The organism is Clostridium sp., assembly GCF_047777555.1.
Lineage (GTDB): Bacteria > Bacillota > Clostridia > Clostridiales > Clostridiaceae > Clostridium_H.
On record NZ_JBKEEV010000003.1, the window covers coordinates 256719 to 277222 of the forward strand.

The window sequence follows — 20504 nt, forward strand, 5'->3', positions numbered from 1 at the left end:
ATTGGTTCAAAATGACCTTCTGGTGTTTTGTGATGATGTTTTTATAACTGCTCTCTTAACACTAGGATATACTGATGATCAAAATGAACCAATGTATCAAAATGACACAAACATTCTTAATAATCAGAAGTTTCGCAGATTAAAAAATAAATAGGGCGTAGCCCCTTGATATGTAATGGTTTAGATGAATAATAATTGAAATATGTAAATTCCGATTTTTACTGGAAAAAATTTAGGGTTTAAAAATGAAAACATCCTTTCTATAATGAATTTTGCTACAAACCCAATAGAAAGGATGTTTTGAGATGAACAAGCGTTATTTAAAACAAATGCTCACCTACTTCTCTAAGGTATACCATCTTGGAGAAAAAATCAAGGGGTTAAAAGATGGAAGAATAAATCCTCAAATTGAAACTTCAACTATTTCATTTATAGTTCTGTTCACATTTATCTGTAGACTTAAAAGTTTTAATAGACTCGAACATTGGTTGGAAAAAGGAAGATTTAAAAATTTATTTCCAAAGAAAACAAGATTGCCCCATATTGACGCCGTTAGGCGTTCCTTAAGTAGTTTTGATATAAACAGTTTGAATGATATGCATGATCATATAATAAAAACTATATTTAAAAATAAGGTATTTAGGAACGGTACAGTAGATGGAATAAAGGTTGCCGCTATTGATGGAGTTGAGATATTTGAAAGTACTAAAAAGAGCTGTGAAAAATGCCTTACCCGTGTTGATAAACAAGGAATAACTCATTACTTCCACAGAGCAGTTGTTTGTGCAACTGTGGGTTCTGATCCCCATACTGTATTGGGTTATGAAATGTTAGAACCTAAAAAAGATTGTTCTGATAAAGATGAGGGTGAAATTACCGGAGGTAAAAGACTCATTAGAAAGCTTTATGAAAAATTTCATCACTTTGCAGATGTTATAGTTACAGATGCTTTGTATTGCAAAGCATCATGGATTAAAGAAGTCCTTGCAATTGGAATGGATGCAGTTGTTAGAGTAAAAGATGAAAGGCTTCATATTGTTAAAGACGCATTAGGATTGTTTCAAAGCCGTGAGGCTAACAAACAATGGATAGTAAATGAGGGAAGCACAAAGAAAATTATTGTTAGTGCTTGGGATGATGATGGATTTGAAATGACTGGTATGGATATTAAGGTAAGATTTATAAGATTTTTAGAGGAGATTCATGAAGGCGATAAGAAAGAGTTAAAAGAAGTCTGGATTGTAACCACCAACAAAAATATTTGTACTGAGACTATATGGAAGATAATTCATAAAAGGTGGGACATTGAAAATAATGTATTTCACCAATTGAAAACAGAGTGTCATTTTGATCATTGCTATTTGCATAGCCCTACGGGCATAGAGGCTATAGTTGGATTCATGATAATAGCCTTTAACTTAACCCAATTATACTTTTTTAGAAACATTCGAGGATTCAGAGAAAAAAGGCTTTTGCAGATAAATATAATAGAAGATTTGAAAGATGAAATGTTGATAATTATGAATTGGATTAATCCAATTTTTAACACTGCATAGTCGATAATAAAATTGGAAATACAGCTTTTCATTATGATGGGGAGGGGGAAGGTGTATCTATATACATGGCCTACGGCCTTTTTCCCTTCCAAAATTTCAATAAAATAGAAAAAATCTAATTTCCTATAAAGAAAAAAGCTTTACTGGAAATTAGATGCGAAATCTCTGCTTAATAATTATAAACATTGCTATGTAATACTTATGACAGGTTCAAAATGAGCCAAGCTATATATAATACCTGCTTCTCAGAAGTACTGTAACTTAGAAGTAATTATTAAAGCTAAACCCTACACGTTTTTAGATTTTTCTCCCTACTACTTTTATAGCTAAAAGTTAAAAGGAATATTAAAACTAAAAATACTGGCAATGTAGTTTAGACTACATTTTAAAATCATTTGTCTTTAGCAAACTCCAAAATTGAATTATGCTCATTCTTTTAATTACTAACTTGATTTGTGGTAAGGATTTGTTATGACATATAATGCTCTTTAACGCGTTATACGCTTTATTTAAGGCATTCTAATCATAAGATATACTTTTACCTTACCTATGCTAATTCAATATATTCTAGAGGGCATATAGCTACTCCAAAGATCATAATAAATATTACTGTTTCTATATACTTTTATACAATCCTGTTGTTTCTTTGGGAGCTGTTTTATTATATCGTCTATGGAAATAGGCTTTATCTCAACATCAGCATATATATAATGATATCCTTTTGATAATATCCATCTTTTATACTTCAATATTGTAGATTCTGCAGGTACTTTAATATGTGGTACTTTATTTAAATAATTCAATACCAATTTAGCTGTATGCTTCTCATTTTTACTTAAACTACTACCATTTATAACTGAGAAAAGTTTAATCTTTGTAGTCATTGTCTTATCTAAGTGAAGTAGTTTTAAAACCTTATTCATAATATTTACCTGGCTGTTAAAATCGAATACTTCCTCTAATATAGCTACAGGTCTTGAGGAAGGTTCTATTTCAATCTCCGTAGCTTTCCCATCGCTCGTAAACTTTGTTACAATAGGTTTAAAAAGCTTATATATTCTATCTCTTTTTAAAGAAACTTCTATGCGCAGTATATCCTGTCCAGATTTTAAACATACTAAATCACTATCATAATAATCATCTATTTGCTTTTCTGGATTCGTATTAGATATTTGTCTAAGCTTTAAGTATATCCTAATTATGAAATCACTGTTATCCATATCTTTCCCATTAAAAAAATATATAGTACCACCTTCTTCACTTATATCTTTCTTCAACTTACCTATGTTTTCTAACTTCGAAATCACATTATATAGTGCCTTAATCTCATCGCTGTCTCTAATGATATTTATGTTATTCTCATAATAAGAAACCATCCAATATCTAAGATTAGGCACTACACTTATATCTAATACCCCTTTCAATTTATCTCTAATAATACTATGCAGCTGCTGTATATTGCAGGAGTATATAGAAGCTATATTATCATTTTGAAGAAGATAAACAGGATTAAAATCAATATAAAGAAGATCATCCTTATGCATAGGCATATATTTGAGGAAGATTCCATCTATATACTTGTAATAATAAGAAAGACATCTATTATAATTCTCTTTATAAAACCAATTCTCCCTATATCTCTCTTCAAATAATCTATCCTTAACTAGAGAAACATTGGTTATATATGTGCTTACTTTATCTATTGCCATATCAGTACCTCCTATGCTAATTTCCAGTTAGGCTTTGAAGCACTCAAAATGCTTCAAAGCCATTGATATTACTAGCTTTATATAGTATATCTATATAGTAATAAAGGTCACCCCATAGAGAGAATGCTCTTTTACTGGAAATTTAACTCCCATTTATTTTATCTTCTCTCTTCTATTTCCGCAGCGGACCTTAAAGCATCAGCATATGTTTGTGTAAAATTTAATCCCTTTAACTTAAGTTGCTCCTGCATTTCATAAAATTTTGTAATATATGCTGCGTAAATAAAAAATCTTTTCTCCTATCATGATATTTAATACTAAGTATAATTCTAATTTAGTTAATAAATAAAAAAGCTTATCTTTATTTTAAATATTTATGTGAACACTTTATGCAAAAATACTATGACTCTGCAAAATTGTAGAGTCATAGTAGTTTTTATATAATTTCTGATACCTCCAAATTAATGCTCATACTACTCACCTATAATCTTTGAAACTTGTCTATTATCTATTAATGATTTTTCATCACTTTTAAAAATATCAAGATACCTCATCTTACTTTATTCATCCATAAATTAGATCATTTTGAACCTGTTATTTTTTCTTGCATAAGCTTCTTGTCAACTAATCTTTATATTTCTATCTCTTCTAATTCCCTAATCAATAACTCATCAGTTATTGGTTCATTTTGACCCTTTCCTAAAACAAATGACTCTTCCAGCTCTGTAGTCTTATTTTCTATTACAATCATGTTTTCAATGGTTTCATAATTTAAGGAATACCAATTAGTATTACTCTTTGCTTCTTCACTATAAAATCTCTTTATCTTTATCAATTTCAGCTTCTTCAATTTGGATATAGCTCTTTTCACAGTACTTAAACTCATATAAGAAAAGTATTTCTCACATAAAGCTGCTACAGATTGATTAGTCCAAATTGACCCTTCTTTTAAATATCTACTATCATTCTTATTCAACTCTATTAAGTCATTAAGCTTTTGAAGAATTATGGCTTCATTAAGACCTATGGCTTTTGCAAGAACAGGTGAAACCACAGTACATTCTTCTTTACATTCAAATATGCAATGCATGAATATTTCTCCTTTTGCAGCTTTAAAGTTAAATTTAGACTCTCTGCAACAATTGCAAAAGAGCCTTTAATTCTTACACGCTTCTAATAATTAAATATATTAAATCAGTTAAACTTCAAACCATATAAAACAAAGTATATAAATCATTCCTTTATACCAAATGTCGGATTTGACATCTAAGAAGGCTATCTGCTTTCTACAATCACATAGCCTTCAGTTCTTCTTTTAATTCATCTGCATCACAATAATACTTTTCCATAAAGAACTTTTTAGGTACCTTACCAGCAACAACAATATATCCTTTTTCCTTTAATTCATTATTAAGCTGTCTAATTATCACATATGCTTTTGATGCACTTATTCCCAAAATCCTTCTAACATCTGTAACTGTTAAATAGCTCATTTTTCTCATGCCTCCTAATACGTATTACCAAAATTGATACTTTTAAATATTATTATTTTTCAATAAGTTCTTCCACCGGAACACCTAATGCTTTTGAAATCTTTCCTACTGTTTTAGGCATTAATTCCTGTTTGCCCTTTCTTAATTTAGTTAACGTAACGATGTTAACTCCAGACTGTTTTGAAAGTTCATTTACACTTAGGCATGCCTCTGCCATAGCAATTTCAAATTTTTTGTTATCAATTCTCATGTCATCGCCTCTTTCTTGCATAATTAAATTACTCATTTATAACTTAATATATAATTTTAACTTAACTAAATTATATATAACTAAATTACACTTGTAAATATTTTTTTATACTTTTTATTGAATTTAATTACGTATAATGTTATATTATTTCATGAAGGTGGTGAAATGAATGAATAAAGAAACAATAGGCAGCCGCATAAAAGAAAAGAGAAAGAACAAAAATATTACCCAAACTCAATTAGCCAACATATTAGATAAATCACTTAGTTCAATACAGAAATATGAAAGCGGAGATGTGGAAATACCTCATAGTATTGTAGAAAAGATTGCAGAAACTTTAGATACAACTGTTACCTACCTACTTGGATATGATAAACTTCAGAAACAGTTAGATGATTTAAGATTATTCAAAGAAGAATTAAAATTACTTGGATGTAATTTGGAAGAGATTAATTGTATTAAAGAAGATAACCCCGAAGTTATTAGTTGCAAATCAAATGACACAGAAAGATATTGTGCAAATTGTGATATAAAAGAAACATGTTATTTAATAACATATAATAATACTACTGTAAAAGTTCCTATACATGATTTTGAAAACTTACGCGAACATTTTAAGTCATATATGAAATTCATGTTGTTGGAACTAATAAAGAAATATCAATAATATTATTATCCTGCTATTTAAGGGGGTGATTATTATTCCTGCGTATAAAGATGAAAAACAAAGCACCTGGTATGTGCAGTTTTATTACACTACTTGGACAGGTGAAAAGAAGAAGAAACTTAAAAGAGGTTTTAAGAAAAAGGGAGAAGCATTAGAGTGGGAAAGAGAGTTTCTGAGTAAACAGCAGGCCAATCCTGATATGTCCTTTGGATCTTTAGTTGAATTATATTTTGAAGATATGGAGAATAGGCTTAGGAAGTCTACTATAGCTAATAAGAAATATATGATAGAGCTAAAGATCCTTCCTTACTTTAAAAACATGCCTATAAATACAATTAAGGCTACACATATAAGAAAGTGGCAAAATAAGTTGATGAAGGATGAAAAGGACTATTCTGAAACCTACCTTAAAGCAATTAACAATCAGTTAGTTGCTATATTTAATTATGCTGTTAAGTACTATGATTTAAAGGAGAATCCTTGCCATAAAGCTGGCAGTATGGGTAAGAAAAATGCAGAAGAGATGCTGTTTTGGACAAAAGAAGAATACATGAGGTTCATAGAATGTGTAGAAGACAAGCCTCAATCCAAAATAGCTTTTGAAACTTTATATTGGACAGGCATGAGAATTGGAGAATTAATGGCTCTTACTTTAGCTGATATAGACTTTGATAACAAGACTATAACTATTAATAAATCAATACAAAGATTAGGAAAAGAAGATGTCGTAACAGCTCCTAAAACACCTAAGAGCAATAGAGTCATACCGATAACAGATTTCTTATGTGAAGATTTAAAGAGCTATGTTAACACACTTTACGATATTAAGCCTAAAGATAGAATCTTTCCATTCACTAAGTACTTCTTGCATCATGAAATGGATAGAGGCTGTAAAAAAGCCAACGTTAAAAGAATCAGGCTCCATGATCTGAGGCATAGCCATGCCTCCTTATTAGTTGAGCTAGGTGTAATCCCATTAATAATAGCAGAGCGATTGGGACACGAAAAGGTAGAAACTACATTAAATACATACTCTCATTTGTATCCTAACAAGCAAAATAAAGTAGTAGATGCTCTTGAAAAATTAAAGTAGAATCAAATTAGAATCACAGCATAAAAGAAAAGTCCGCAAACCCTTATTTTATAAGGCTTGCGAACTTTATATATATTATTCCCACTCAATAGTTGCAGGTGGTTTAGAAGTTATATCGTAAACAATTCTGTTTACTCCTTTAACTTCATTAACTATCCTTCTTGAAACCTTATCTAAGACCTCGTAAGGAATTCTAGCCCAGTCAGAAGTCATAGCGTCAGAGGATGTTACTGCTCTTAATGCTACAGTATGGCAGTAAGTTCTCTCATCTCCCATTACACCTACTGACTGAATGTTAGGTAGACATGCAAAGTACTGCCATATCTTACCCTCAAGTCCTGCTTTTGCAATCTCTTCTCTGAATATTGCATCCGCTTCTCTAGTTATAAATAACTTTTCTTCTGTAACTTCTCCTAGAACTCTTATAGCAAGACCTGGTCCTGGGAAAGGTTGTCTCCATACTAGATGATGTGGAATTCCAAGTTCTTCTCCCACTGCTCTAACTTCATCCTTAAACAATTCTCTTAAAGGTTCAATTAAAGAGAACTGCATATCTTCTGGAAGTCCTCCAACATTATGATGGCTCTTTATGGTGGCTGATGTATTAGTTCCGCTTTCAACTACATCTGGATATATAGTACCTTGCACAAGGAAATCTATTTGTCCAAGTTTGTTAGCCTCTTCTTCAAATACTCTTATAAACTCTTCACCGATTATTTTTCTCTTTCTCTCTGGATCACTTACTCCTTTAAGTTTTCCTAAAAATCTATCTTGAGCATTGACTCTTATTAAATTCATGTCAAATTGTTTCTTAAATATTTCTTCTACCTGATCTCCCTCATCTTTTCTAAGAAGACCATGATCAACAAAAACACAAGTTAATTGTTTGCCTACAGCCTTATGAACAAGTACTGCTGCCACTGAGGAATCTACTCCACCAGATAATGCACAAAGTACTTTTTTATCTCCAACCAATTCTTTGATCTCTCTTACCTTATCTTCTGCAAAAGAAGCCATAGACCAATCGCCTTTAAGTTTACAGATGTTAAATAAGAAATTAGAAAGCATTTTTTGTCCAAATAGAGTATGCTCTACTTCTGGGTGGAATTGAACTCCATATATTTTTCTTTCCTTATTTTCCATAGCAGCTACAGGACATTGATCTGTTGTTGCTATTATTTCAAAGCCTTCTGGAATTTGTGATACATAATCCGTATGGCTCATCCATGATTGGTCAACTTCATCTATGCCTTTGAACAACTCTGATTTATTGTTAATCTTAACTTCAGTTTTCCCGTATTCTCTAATTTCAGGGCTTTCAACCTTTCCACCTAATGTGTAAGCAGTTAACTGATGTCCATAGCATATACCAAGGACAGGTATTCCTAATTCAAAGATTTCTCTGTCTACTCTTGGAGCTCCATCACCATATACACTGTTAGGTCCACCTGTAAAAATTATTCCTTTAGGATTCTTACTTTTTATGTCTTCTACAGAAGTTGTATAAGGAACTATTTCGCAGTACACATTGTGTTCCCTAACTCTTCTTGCAATAAGCTGATTATATTGTCCTCCAAAGTCCACCACAAGAACTAACTCATTCTTCATAAGGTCTATCTCCTTTGTTTTTTATTTTTACCTATTTTTAAAACTACTAAAATTAAGTTTCTATTAAAGCATAATTGTAAATTTTATATTATAGCTGTGTACTATAGTTTGGTGCTTCTTTAGTTATTGATATATCATGAGGATGACTTTCTCTAAGTCCTGCTGAAGTTTGTACTACAAATCTAGCATTCTTAAATAAGTCCTCTAATGTAGGTGCGCCTAAATAACCCATTCCTGAACGTATTCCTCCAATAAGTTGATATATAGTATCTGAAACAAGACCTTTATATGGAACTCTTCCTTCTACACCTTCTGGAACTAACTTTTTAGCATCTTCTTGGAAATATCTATCCTTACTTCCACATGCCATAGCACTTAAAGAACCCATTCCTCTATATACCTTGTAACTTCTTCCTTGGAATATCTCTACATCTCCTGGTGCTTCTTCACATCCTGCAAGCATTGATCCCATCATAACCGCCTTAGCTCCTGCAGCTAAAGCTTTAACAATATCTCCTGAGTACTTAATTCCTCCATCTGCAACAACAGGAATTCCATATTTGTTTGCTTCCTCCACGCAGTCCATAACAGCAGTAAGTTGAGGCACTCCAACACCAGCAACTACTCTTGTAGTGCATATTGAACCTGGTCCTATACCAACCTTTATGCAATCTGCTCCTGCTTCTATTAAGTCTTTTGCAGCTTCTGCTGTAGCCACATTTCCTGCTATAACCTGAAGTTCTGGATACTTTTCTTTGATTTGTTTTACTGCAAGCAATACTCCTTTTGAATGTCCATGAGCAGTATCTACTGTAATAACATCAACCTTAGCTTGTACTAAAGCATCTACTCTATCCATCATATCTTTAGTAACACCTACTGCAGCACCGCATAATAATCTTCCTCTTTCATCCTTTGCTGCATTTGGAAATTGTCTTACTTTCTCAATATCCTTTATTGTTATAAGACCTTTTAGATTATTTTCTTCATCTACTAAAGGCAATTTTTCTATTTTATGCTTTTTTAATATTTCCTTAGCTTCTTCAACTGTAGTATTTTCTGGAGCAGTAATTAAATTTTCACTAGTCATTATGTTCTTTATAGGCTGGCTATAATTAGTTTCAAAAGCTATGTCTCTATTTGTAATAATTCCTACAAGTTTTCCTCCTACTGTTATAGGAATTCCAGATATTCTGTACTTAGCCATTAGACTTAGAGCTTCTTCCACAGTGTTATCTGGTGATAAGTGAAATGGATCTGTTATTACGCCATTTTCCTGTCTTTTAACCTTGTCTACTTCAATAGCTTGTTTTTCTATGCTCATGTTTTTATGGATTATACCTATTCCACCTTCTCTTGCTATAGCTATTGCCATTTTAGATTCAGTAACCGTATCCATTCCTGCACTCATTATAGGAATATTCAACTTTATTTTTTTAGTTAAATTAGTTTTTAGAGTAACATCCTTTGGCAAAACCTCTGATTTGTTTGGTACTAACAATACATCATCAAATGTATAAGCTTGTTTTAATATAATTGCCACTATAACCAACTTCCCTTCAAATTATTTGTTTTTTATCACACTTTCGTACAAATTTAAAACATTTTATTAAAATATTTTCATCATTAAGATTGTCCCATGTTATTGGATAACAAAAAATGCATTAGTCCCACCTCTATATCTAAAAGCAAGACTAATGCATAAAAATAAAAATTTCATATGCAATAATCCACTAATAGTCGGAAATTTACGGCTTCCGGTAGAGACTCCTTGCCATATTCAAGGGATATATAAGTGAATTTATAATTTCTATTTAATTTTAAGTTATGTCTATTTTAGTTGAGTTTTTACATTTTGTCAATCGTTTAAAACCGTTTTCTGACAATATTCTTGCAAATTTTTTATATTGTAGATTGATAAAATATTCAAAAATTGTGTTAGTATATTAATTGATGAAATTAATAATACTTATATATTCTTAAAAAGAGGTATGTAGCATGATTTATTTTGATAACGCATCAACAAGTTTTCCAAAACCCCCTCAGGTATCTCTTGCTGTATATAATGCCATAAATACCTTGGGTAATCCTTCAAGAGGTTCTTATGCATTATCCTTAGATGCTTCAAGAGTTGTATATAATGCCCGTGAGAAAATAGCAAGACTTTTTAATTTATCTAATCCTTTAAATGTTGCCTTTACTTCAAATTCTACAGAAAGCCTAAATATAGCCATAAATGGTTCTTTTAGTGCAGGAGAACATATAATAACAACAGAAATGGAACATAACTCTGTGCTTAGGCCTATTTATGCCATTGAAAAAAAAGGCGTTGAAGTTTCTATTGCTAAATGTGATAATCTTGGGAATATAGATTATGCTGAAATAGAAGATAAAATAAAATCAAATACTAGAGCTATCATATGCACTCATGCATCAAACTTAACTGGAAATTTAATAGACATAAAAAATATAGGCAGAATTTGCAAAAAACATGGTTTATTATTTATCCTAGATGCTTCCCAAACTGCTGGTGTTTTCCATATAGATATGGAAGCAGATAACGTGGATATACTCTGCTTTACTGGTCATAAGTCTCTTTATGGTCCACAAGGGACTGGTGGAATATGCATTAAAGATAATATAAATATACGCCCTTTAAAACTTGGTGGAAGTGGAAGCAATTCTTATTCTACATCTCATCCAAACACCATGCCTGACATGCTGGAAGCTGGAACCATTAATAGTCATAGCATTGCTGGACTTTTAGCTGGCATAGAGTTTATTTTTAATACTGGAATTGAAAACATAAGAGAACATGAATTGAAGCTAATGTGGCAATTTTATAATGGTGTAAAAGACATTGACGGTGTTAAAGTTTATGGAGATTTCTCAAACTATGTAAGGTCTCCAATAGTTTCTTTAAATTTAAGGAATTTCGATTCTAATGCTATAAGTGAAGAACTAGCTAACACTTATGATATTGCTGTTAGAGCAGGAGCTCACTGTGCACCATTAATGCACAAAGCATTAGGTACACAAAATCAAGGTGCTGTTAGGTTTAGTTTTTCTTACTTCAATACAACTGAAGAAGTAAATACTGCTATTAAAGCCATAGATGAATTATCAAAGCTTTGATATTTATCTATGGCTTATTTTTTTAATTCTTACATTATTATATAATGTGTATTAAAATATGGTTTTTATCTCCTTGTTTAATCCTATCTTTTTTATATGATAATATCCTGATGTTTCTATATTATTATCATCTATTATTTTCTTCACCTGCTTCAAATCGCTTAAATCAAACCTTATGGAAAGTCCACAACCAGCAGTTATTTCTCTCGGCACAGGTATTATTTTTACATCTAGCTCATGTCTCGTTAATTCTTTTTCTGCTTTGATTGCACTATGGGTAGAGGAAAAGGCCACCAAAGCAAATACCTCTTCTTTCATATGTACTATTTATGGCTTAATAATTTTTTGAAAAGTATTCATTTTTTCAACAATGGTGTACATGTTTGTTACCTTTCCCACAGCTAACTCTTCTGTTAAGTTATAGTAGTTTAAGCATGTACCACAAGTTAAAATTTCTACCCCTAGCTCTTCCAGCTTCTTCAAATCTTCTATAATAGGTGAATCTTTAGCTACTAATTTTGCCCCTCCATTATAAAATATGATAGTTGAAGGTATACTTTCAGCTTCTGTTAAAGCATAAATGAAATTTTTTATTAAAACTTTTCCAATCTCCTCGTCTCCCTCCCCCATCTTATCAGAGGATATAACCATTAGTGTATTCTCATTAATCTTTGTCATGTTTTCATCTCTCCCTTCCATACTAATTATTAGACATTTTCATTTGAAAACCTTCTTTTTTTACATCTGCTTATAACTTATATTATTCATTCATAATATAAATTATATTGATATATAAATAAATTAAAGGGATTTTTGCCACTGGCAAAAATCCCTTTCTTGACTTTTTACTTTCAACTTTTCGCTGATTTTTAGTACATTCCGTCCATTCCCATTCCGCCCATTCCTGGTGCTGGTGTTGTGTTCTTTTCTGGAATTTCAGCTACAACACATTCAGTTGTTAGGAATGTTGATGCAACTGATGCAGCATTTTGAAGTGCTGATCTTGTAACCTTAGTTGGATCTACTATTCCTGCTTCTGCCATATTTACATATTCTCCGTGTAATGCATCGAATCCTATTCCTGGTTCACTGTTCATTATCTTTTCTACTATTACAGAACCTTCAAGTCCAGCATTTTGAGCTATTTGTCTTACTGGCTCTTCTAAAGCTCTCTTTATAATTTCTATACCAACTTTAACGTCTGCAACGTCAGAAGTTAATTTGCTTACTTCTTTTAGAGCATTAATGTATGCAGTTCCACCACCTGCAACTATACCTTCTTCTACAGCTGCTCTAGTTGCTGATAATGCATCTTCTATTCTTAACTTTCTTTCTTTTAATTCTGTTTCAGTAGCAGCACCAACTTTGATTACTGCAACTCCACCAGCAAGTTTTGCTAATCTTTCTTGAAGTTTTTCCTTATCGAATTCAGAAGTTGTTTCTTCTATTTGTCTCTTAATTTGAGCTACTCTATCAGAAATTTCTTTCTTGCTTCCTTTTCCATTAACTATTGTAGTATTTTCTTTAGTTACTTTTACGCTTTCAGCAGTTCCAAGCATATCTAAAGTAACTTCTTTTAGGTCTCTTCCTAATTCTTCAGATATAACTTCTCCACCTGTTAATATAGCTATATCTTGAAGCATTTCTTTTCTTCTATCACCAAATCCAGGAGCTTTTACAGCTACGCAGTTGAATGTTCCTCTTAATTTATTAAGTACTAATGTAGCTAATGCCTCTCCTTCTATGTCTTCTGCTATAATCAATAATTTCTTTCCTTGTTGAACTATTTGTTCAAGAACTGGAAGTAATTCTTGTATGTTAGAAATCTTCTTATCTGTTAAAAGGATATATGGATTATCTAATACAGCTTCCATCTTTTCTGCATCAGTTACCATATATGGGCTTAAATATCCTCTATCAAATTGCATTCCTTCAACAACGTCAAGTTCAGTTGCCATTGTCTTTGATTCTTCTACAGTGATAACACCTTCGTTACCTACCTTTTCCATAGCATCAGCTATTAACTTACCGATTTCTTCATCAGCAGCAGAAATAGCAGCAACTTTTGCTATATCTTCTTTTCCATTAACTTGCTTTGAACCCTTCTTGATTTCTTCAACAGCAGCGTCAACAGCTTTCTTTATTCCTTGTCTTATAAGCATTGGATTAGCTCCAGCTGTAACGTTCTTTAATCCTTCTCTTATAATTGCTTGAGCAAGTAATGTAGCAGTTGTTGTTCCATCTCCAGCTACATCGTTTGTCTTTGTAGCAACTTCTTTAACAAGTTGAGCTCCCATGTTTTCATATATATCTTCAAGTTCAATCTCTCTTGCTATGCTAACACCATCGTTTGTTATAAGTGGTGTTCCAAACTTTTTATCTAAAACAACATTTCTTCCCTTTGGTCCTAATGTAACTTTTACTGCATCAGCTAATTTGTCAACACCTTTTTGCATTGAACGTCTTGCTTCTTCCCCGAATAAAATGCTCTTAGCCATATTTAAAAACCTCCTTATTTTCGCTGTATCCTAAATTCACAGTTTATATTACTATTCAATAAAACTTTTTATTTAATCTCTATCTTCTAGTCACTAACCACTATTTATACATATGTACCATATAGTGATCAGTAATTATCAATTATTCAACAATTGCTAATATATCATCTTGTCTTAGAATAGTGTATTCTTCTCCATCAATTTTAACTTCTGTTCCAGCATATTTTGAGAATAATACCTTATCTCCAACTTTAACTTCCATTCTAACTTCTTTTCCATTTACTAATCCGCCTGGTCCTACTGCAACTACCTCTGCTTCTTGTGGTTTTTCCTTAGCACTTCCTGGTAGTACTATTCCGCTTTTTGTTGTTTCCTCTGCTTCTAATCTTTTAATTACTACTCTGTCTCCAAGTGGCTTTATTCTCATATAAAAACCTCCTTATGTTATTTAATTTATTTTTAATTAAATTAGTAATCAAGTTTGTTAGCACTCATTAATCCTGAGTGCTAATACAATTATAATGATAATTTATAGCAAATTTAATATCAAATTCCACTTTTTAACTTATGGCAAGATTTAATCCAAATGAGCTAAATTACGATTCAATATCATATTAATTCATTATTTTTCTTTTATTTTCTCTGTTTTTTTATTTTATTTTGTATAAAATTCTTAAAATTTGATTATTTCTTTTAATATTGCCAATAATTAGAAATATGCAATCTTTAATATTAATTTATGGAGTTGATATTTTGAAATACGATTTAAAAAATAATTTTTATTTGAATATATTTCTTGAGATTTTACTTTCTCTTTCATTGGCTATATTAATCACTATACTAATTGTGAAATTAACCTTAAATCTTAAAATTATTTATTATTTAGACATTGTTCATCTAGATATCCCAAAACTATCTAAGCTAGAAATTTCAGAAATAAAATCTAATTACAGCTATGTTATAGAATATATTAATAATCCATCTATGGCTGAATTCAGTCTGCCTACTTTACCTTATTCTATAGAAGGAAAAATACATTTTCAAGAAGTAAAAGCTATTTTTATATTTTTAACTAATTTGGCATACATCTTATGTTTTACCATATTAGTTCTATTTATTCCTACTTATAAAAATAGAAGATATACTTTTCTAAAACTAACTTCTATATTTTTGTTAATCTTACCTATAATTTGTTTCATACCATTCTTAATAAACTTTGATAAAAGCTTTACCATATTTCATAAAATACTTTTTAATAATGACTACTGGCTTTTAGACACAAAAAAGGACCCTATAATTAATATGATGCCTCAAAGCTTTTTCTTTCACTGTGCTATTTTTATAATTTTAATGCTTATACTAAGCAGTATCGCTTTCTGTGTTATGTATATTAAAAAGAAACCTCATCAATATAAAAAGAACAAAGGAGATGCATAGTATAAATCATCTCCTTTGTTTTTTTACTTTTCTAAATTAATATCCTTAAATTCATCTAACATAGCATTTGAAATAACTCGTTTTGCTTTTGATTCTTTGCTGAACTTGTTTAGAGGCATCTTGGTTTTATTTTGAGAACATATAGTTCCTGCTCCACCAATACATCCGCCTTCGCACATCATTCCCTCAAAAAAGTTTCCTGGAAGCTTTCCATTCTTAGCTAAAAGCATAAACTTTCTAAGGTTTGCATATCCACTTATCTTTACAGGATTAAATTCTACTTCTATATCCTTACTATTTATAAAGTCCTCAACAGCTGAACTTACTCCGCCTCCTTGAGCAAATCCTCTTCCAAAGGATGATGCATCATTAACCTCAATGTCTTCACATTCTTCTGGACTTATATTATATGCACCAAATATAGCAGCTATCTCTTCAAATGTCAAAACATAGTCTATGGCATCTTGAATTCCTTCTCTTCTTATTTCGCTCTTTTTAGCTGTACATGGTCCAATAAATACTACAATAGCATCTTTATGATTTTTCTTCACAAGTCTTCCAGCAGCTATCATTGGAGATACTGTGTTTGAAATATTTTCTACTTGATCAGGAAATTTCTTTTCTATAAAAGAAACAAATCCTGGACAGCATGAATTTGTCATGTAATTGTATTCGTTTTCCATTCTTTCAACAAATTCCATTGCCTCGTGTGCTGTTACCGCATCTGCACCACAAGCTACTTCTATCATATCCTCAAATCCTAATTTTTTTAACGCATCTTTAACCTGTCCAACAGTTACATTTCCTCCAAATTGGCCAGTAATAGCAGGTGCTACTACAGCGTATACCTTTTTCTCACTCTTTAGAGCATTTATAACTTGAACCATAAAGCTTCTATCTGATATAGCTCCAAAAGGACATGCCGCCATACATGCTCCACAATCTATACAATCTTCGTGTTTTATCATAGCTCTTCTATCCTCTGGATCTATAGATAAAGCTTGTGTTGGACATGCTTTTTTACAAGGTCTCATTACTTCTGATACAGCATTATATGGACAAGCAGCTTTACATAATCCGCATTCTTTACATAGATCTTGATTTATATATGCTCTTCCATTAATTCTTGTTATAGCGCCGGCCCTACATGCCTCCATACACTTATGCTGTAAACATCCTCTGCATGCTTCTGTTATAGTGTATTTATTAATAGGACATGTATCACAGGCTGCTTGTATAACATACATTATAGGATCGTCATCTTTAGCTTTAACTAAATCACTTGGTCTATCTCCATCTGCTAAATACCCCGCAGCAAGTTTTGCTCTCTCTTTTACAATTGCTCTTTCATGATATACACAACATCTATATTTTGGCTTATCACCTTTAATTATATTATATGGTACCTTTTCTAGTTCACTTTGAGTCAATCTTTCTTCCTTGGCTAATATAGCAACGTCCCTTAACACTTCATATTTAAGTTTTTTTAATTCATTTTCAAAGATCACTATACTTCCTCCTACCTGTACTTAAAATGTATTAACCCTAATACCATTATAACAGATGTTTGTTAAAAATGTAACACTTATTTTTATAACAGTTTATTTTTTTTATTATAACAGATGGTTATTTATACTACTTAATTCAATAAAAAAAACTCTGTTAACGGTTAAACAGAGTCATAACTTAATATTGTTTTCTCTTGCATAGTAAAATAGATATTGCTGAGCAAATCCAGAAAACTCTCTGAACTTATTTCTGCCAAAGTCTCTTATCTTTTTCAATGATACATCTGGTGCTAAATAAAAATGCTGCATTGCTCTTTTTACCCATACATCCACTGGAAAAGCTGAATACTTTTGCATAGAAAAAAGCATAATACAATCCGCTACCTTAGGACCTACTCCACTTAACTTTTGCAGTGCAGTATGACATTCGTCATCATTTAATCCTTTTATGTATTCAAGGTCAATTTTACCACTTAAAATGTCATCTATAGTATTTCTTATATACTTTGCTCTAAAACCTGTTCCACAATCGCTTAATTCATCTATGGTACAGTTAGCTAAATCATCAATGCTTGGGAAAGTATAATAAGTATGTCCTTTGTACTCCACAGTTTTTCCCCATTTCTTTGATATGTTATCTATAGCCCTCTTTATCATAGGTATTCTGTTATTAGCTGATATTATAAAAGATAAGGTTATTTCAAAAGGCTCTTGTTTAAGAATTCTAATTCCATCTCCAAATTCTACAGACTTCTTTAAAAGTTCATCTTCTCCTAAAATCTCTTTTATTGATGAATAGTCTCTATATAAATCAAAATACTCTACCCATATATTTTGAAAATCCTCTTCTGTAGTATTATATATAACTACATCATCTTCTCTCTTCTCTAATTCTATTACTCTTCCAAAAGCCACTCCTATATAATTTCCATTTTCCTGTCTATTCCATCTAAAACATTGTCCGCAATCAAATATATGAGAAAGGTTAAAATTTCTCACACCCTTTATTACTATACCACCATCAAATTCTTCTACATATTTAAAATCCATTATTGCACCTCCGAACTAAATTGTAATGTGTGAAAAAACTAAAAATGATGCATGCATTCATGCATACTATATATGTAGTATTATGCCCTACTTTCATCCCTATGTAAAGAAAAAATACTCAGTGAGCTAGTTGAGCTCATTGAGTATTTATAAATAGAAATATTTATTTATCCTTATTAGATAAGAACTCGTCTATAGCTTTTGCTGCTTTTTTTCCTGCTTCCATAGCTAGTATTACTGTAGCTGCTCCTGTTACAGCATCTCCTCCAGCATATACTCCATCTTTTGATGTCTTTCCTGTAGCTTCTTCAGCTACTATACATCCCCACTTATTAGTAGTAAGTCCTTCTGTAGTAGAAGATATTAGTGGATTTGGAGATGTTCCAAGGGACATTATTACAGTATCTACATCCATTATAAACTCAGAACCTTCTATAACTTTTGGTCTTCTTCTTCCTGATTCATCTGGTTCTCCTAGCTCCATTTTTACACACTTCATACCTTTAACCCATCCATTTTCATCTGCTATGATTTCAATAGGATTAGTTAAAAGGTCAAATATTATTCCTTCTTCCTTTGCATGATGAACTTCTTCTACTCTTGCTGGAAGTTCTGATTCAGATCTTCTATAAACAATATGAGTTTCAGCTCCAAGCCTTAGAGCAGTTCTTGCTGCGTCCATAGCAACATTTCCTCCTCCTACAACGGCTACCTTTTTTCCAATCTTAACTGGAGTGTCATAATCTTCTCTATATGCCTTCATCAAGTTTATTCTAGTTAAAAACTCATTAGCTGAAAATACTCCATTAGAATTTTCTCCTGGTATACCCATAAACTTAGGAAGTCCTGCACCTGAGCCTATAAATACAGCCTCAAATCCTTCTTCTTCCATAAGATTATCTATATTAGCTGTTCTACCTACTATTACATTTGTTTCTATTTTTACGCCTAATTTTTTAATATTTTCAATTTCACTTTTTACTACTGTTTCTTTTGGAAGTCTAAATTCAGGTATACCATATACTAAAACTCCACCAACTTCATGTAAAGCTTCGAATATAGTAACATCATATCCCTTTTTAGCTAATTCGCCTGCACAGGTAAGTCCTGCAGGACCACTTCCTATTACTGCAACTTTTTTGTCTTTTTTAGGTTCCGTTTCTGAAAGGTTAATGTTGTTTTCTCTAGACCAGTCTCCAACAAATCTTTCAAGTTTTCCAATGGCTACGGGTTCTCCTTTTATTCCAAGAACACATTTTCCTTCACATTGAGATTCTTGAGGACATACTCTTCCGCATACTGCTGGAAGAGAACTATATTTAGCTATAATTCTTGCAGCCTCTTCAAAGTTTCTATTTTTTACTTGCTCTATAAATTTAGGTATATAAATATTAACAGGGCAAGCTCCGACGCATAGAGGATTTTTACACTGCAAACATCTAGAAGCTTCTACTACCGCTTCTTCTTCAGTATATCCTAAACAAACCTCATCAAAATTTTTAGCTCTAACTTTTGGATCTTGTTCTCTTATAGGTGTCCTTTTCATTCTATCCATTACTTAGCACCTCCGCAACCACAGCCGCCGCCATTTTTATGGTGCTCTGCTTCTATTATTTTAGATTCCCTTTCAAGAATCTTCTTTCCTTCTTCTGTTTTATACATAGCCTGTCTTCTCATAGCTTCATCAAAATTTACTAAATGTCCATCAAATTCTGGTCCATCAACACAAGCAAATTTTGTACTGTTGCCTACAGTAACTCTGCATGCTCCGCACATACCAGTTCCGTCTACCATAAGCGGATTCATACTTACTATAGTTTTTATTCCATAAGGCTTAGTTGCAAGAGCTGCAAATTTCATCATTACAACTGGTCCAATTGCTACAACATAATCATATTTTTTGCCTTCATTATCAACTAAGTCTTTAAACTTTTCTGTAACTAAACCTTTAAATCCATAAGATCCATCATCTGTTGTTACATATACGTTATCAGCTACAGCCTTCATTTCATCTTCTAAAATTAATAGGTCCTTAGTTCTAGTACCCATTATTACATCCACTTTCATTCCATTATTATGGAACCATTTAACCTGTGGATATACAGGAGCAGCTCCTACTCCTCCAGATATGAACAATACCTTTTTATTCTTTAATTCTTCTATATTTTCGCTTAAAAATTCTGAAGGTCTTCCTAAAGGCCCTACAAAATCTCGTACGTATTCGCCTTCTTCATATTTTGCTAGTTCTATAGTTGATTGTCCTACAGTTTGAAAAACTATTGTCACTGTACCCTTTTCTTCATTATAATCACAAATTGTAAGAGGAATTCTTTCGCCTTTTTCATCTGTCTTTATAATTATAAATTGTCCTGGTTTTGCCGATTTTGCTACTCTTGGCGCTTCTATATCCATAAGATATATATTAGGAACTAGAAGCCTCTTTTTTACGATTTTAAACATAATTACCCCCCATTTCTCTTCATAAGTAATCTAGTATAAA

19 protein-coding genes and 1 riboswitch are annotated in these 20504 nt (G+C 31.8%); of the genes, 5 read left to right on the forward strand and 14 right to left on the reverse strand.

Annotated features, from left to right (window positions below; translation table 11 throughout):
- Positions 1 to 305 precede the first annotated feature (305 nt).
- A complete protein-coding gene (locus ACFWTK_RS07240; RefSeq protein ID WP_415875341.1) occupies positions 306 to 1556 on the forward strand; it encodes a transposase in 1251 nt (416 codons plus the stop codon).
- Positions 1557 to 2113: 557 nt separating this feature from the next.
- Here the strand turns inward: ACFWTK_RS07240 and ACFWTK_RS07245 are convergent.
- The 4 genes from ACFWTK_RS07245 to ACFWTK_RS07260 all read right to left on the reverse strand — a co-directional run bounded on the left by ACFWTK_RS07245 (position 2114) and on the right by ACFWTK_RS07260 (position 5029).
- A complete protein-coding gene (locus ACFWTK_RS07245) occupies positions 2114 to 3265 on the reverse strand; it encodes a hypothetical protein (protein WP_415875342.1) in 1152 nt (383 codons plus the stop codon).
- Positions 3266 to 3896: 631 nt separating this feature from the next.
- Positions 3897 to 4355 carry a hypothetical protein gene (locus ACFWTK_RS07250; RefSeq protein WP_415875343.1) on the reverse strand — a complete coding sequence of 153 codons (459 nt, stop codon included), beginning with the start codon at positions 4353 to 4355 and terminating at the stop codon, positions 3897 to 3899.
- Between the two features lie 202 nt (positions 4356 to 4557).
- Positions 4558 to 4758: a transcriptional regulator gene (locus ACFWTK_RS07255; RefSeq protein ID WP_415875344.1), complete on the reverse strand. Its 201-nt coding sequence runs from the start codon at positions 4756 to 4758 to the stop codon at positions 4558 to 4560.
- 52 nt (positions 4759 to 4810) lie between these two features.
- Positions 4811 to 5029 carry a helix-turn-helix domain-containing protein gene (locus ACFWTK_RS07260; RefSeq protein ID WP_415875345.1) on the reverse strand — a complete coding sequence of 73 codons (219 nt, stop codon included), beginning with the start codon at positions 5027 to 5029 and terminating at the stop codon, positions 4811 to 4813.
- A 148-nt stretch (positions 5030 to 5177) separates the two neighbouring features.
- On the opposite strand from ACFWTK_RS07260, the gene ACFWTK_RS07265 reads away from it, so the two are divergent.
- On the forward strand, positions 5178 to 5675 hold the full coding sequence (locus ACFWTK_RS07265) for a helix-turn-helix domain-containing protein (RefSeq protein WP_415875346.1): 498 nt from the start codon (positions 5178 to 5180) through the stop codon (positions 5673 to 5675).
- A 34-nt stretch (positions 5676 to 5709) separates the two neighbouring features.
- A complete protein-coding gene (locus ACFWTK_RS07270) occupies positions 5710 to 6768 on the forward strand; it encodes a tyrosine-type recombinase/integrase (RefSeq protein ID WP_415875493.1) in 1059 nt (352 codons plus the stop codon).
- A gap of 75 nt (positions 6769 to 6843) precedes the next feature.
- Here ACFWTK_RS07270 and guaA read toward each other — a convergent pair whose 3' ends face one another.
- Both guaA and guaB read right to left on the reverse strand, forming a co-directional pair.
- Entirely contained in the window at positions 6844 to 8376 is a 1533-nt protein-coding gene (gene guaA, locus ACFWTK_RS07275; RefSeq protein WP_415875347.1) for a glutamine-hydrolyzing GMP synthase, read from the reverse strand.
- 88 nt (positions 8377 to 8464) lie between these two features.
- A complete protein-coding gene (gene guaB, locus ACFWTK_RS07280; protein ID WP_415875348.1) occupies positions 8465 to 9919 on the reverse strand; it encodes an IMP dehydrogenase in 1455 nt (484 codons plus the stop codon).
- 174 nt (positions 9920 to 10093) lie between these two features.
- Positions 10094 to 10191: riboswitch (purine riboswitch) on the reverse strand.
- Between the two features lie 183 nt (positions 10192 to 10374).
- On the opposite strand from guaB, the gene ACFWTK_RS07285 reads away from it, so the two are divergent.
- Complete coding sequence (locus tag ACFWTK_RS07285; RefSeq protein ID WP_415875349.1) at positions 10375 to 11511, forward strand: aminotransferase class V-fold PLP-dependent enzyme; 1137 nt, start codon at positions 10375 to 10377, stop codon at positions 11509 to 11511.
- Between the two features lie 51 nt (positions 11512 to 11562).
- Here the strand turns inward: ACFWTK_RS07285 and ACFWTK_RS07290 are convergent, their stop codons facing one another.
- The 4 genes from ACFWTK_RS07290 to groES all read right to left on the reverse strand — a co-directional run bounded on the left by ACFWTK_RS07290 (position 11563) and on the right by groES (position 14436).
- Entirely contained in the window at positions 11563 to 11829 is a 267-nt protein-coding gene (locus ACFWTK_RS07290; RefSeq protein ID WP_415875350.1) for a DUF3343 domain-containing protein, read from the reverse strand.
- A 9-nt stretch (positions 11830 to 11838) separates the two neighbouring features.
- A complete protein-coding gene (gene yedF, locus ACFWTK_RS07295; protein ID WP_415875351.1) occupies positions 11839 to 12189 on the reverse strand; it encodes a sulfurtransferase-like selenium metabolism protein YedF in 351 nt (116 codons plus the stop codon).
- Positions 12190 to 12380: 191 nt separating this feature from the next.
- Complete coding sequence (groL, locus tag ACFWTK_RS07300) at positions 12381 to 14009, reverse strand: chaperonin GroEL (protein WP_415875352.1); 1629 nt, start codon at positions 14007 to 14009, stop codon at positions 12381 to 12383.
- 142 nt (positions 14010 to 14151) lie between these two features.
- Positions 14152 to 14436 (reverse strand): co-chaperone GroES, encoded by a 285-nt coding sequence (gene groES, locus ACFWTK_RS07305; RefSeq protein ID WP_415875353.1) that lies wholly within the window; start codon positions 14434 to 14436, stop codon positions 14152 to 14154.
- A gap of 326 nt (positions 14437 to 14762) precedes the next feature.
- Here groES and ACFWTK_RS07310 point away from each other — a divergent pair, with 326 nt between their 5' ends.
- Positions 14763 to 15446, forward strand: a complete 684-nt coding sequence (locus ACFWTK_RS07310; protein ID WP_415875354.1) for a TIGR01906 family membrane protein — start codon at positions 14763 to 14765, stop codon at positions 15444 to 15446.
- Positions 15447 to 15469: 23 nt separating this feature from the next.
- On the opposite strand, the gene ACFWTK_RS07315 is transcribed toward ACFWTK_RS07310, so the two are convergent.
- The 4 genes from ACFWTK_RS07315 to ACFWTK_RS07330 all read right to left on the reverse strand — a co-directional run bounded on the left by ACFWTK_RS07315 (position 15470) and on the right by ACFWTK_RS07330 (position 20464).
- Positions 15470 to 16957: a 4Fe-4S dicluster domain-containing protein gene (locus ACFWTK_RS07315; protein WP_415875494.1), complete on the reverse strand. Its 1488-nt coding sequence runs from the start codon at positions 16955 to 16957 to the stop codon at positions 15470 to 15472.
- Between the two features lie 168 nt (positions 16958 to 17125).
- Positions 17126 to 18004 carry a DNA-3-methyladenine glycosylase family protein gene (locus ACFWTK_RS07320; RefSeq protein WP_415875355.1) on the reverse strand — a complete coding sequence of 293 codons (879 nt, stop codon included), beginning with the start codon at positions 18002 to 18004 and terminating at the stop codon, positions 17126 to 17128.
- A 163-nt stretch (positions 18005 to 18167) separates the two neighbouring features.
- On the reverse strand, positions 18168 to 19559 hold the full coding sequence (gene gltA, locus ACFWTK_RS07325) for an NADPH-dependent glutamate synthase (RefSeq protein WP_415875356.1): 1392 nt from the start codon (positions 19557 to 19559) through the stop codon (positions 18168 to 18170).
- Positions 19559 to 20464, reverse strand: coding sequence for a sulfide/dihydroorotate dehydrogenase-like FAD/NAD-binding protein (locus tag ACFWTK_RS07330; protein WP_415875357.1), 906 nt, complete (start codon positions 20462 to 20464; stop codon positions 19559 to 19561). The genes gltA and ACFWTK_RS07330 overlap by 1 nt, the downstream gene beginning before the upstream one ends.
- Positions 20465 to 20504 lie beyond the last annotated feature (40 nt).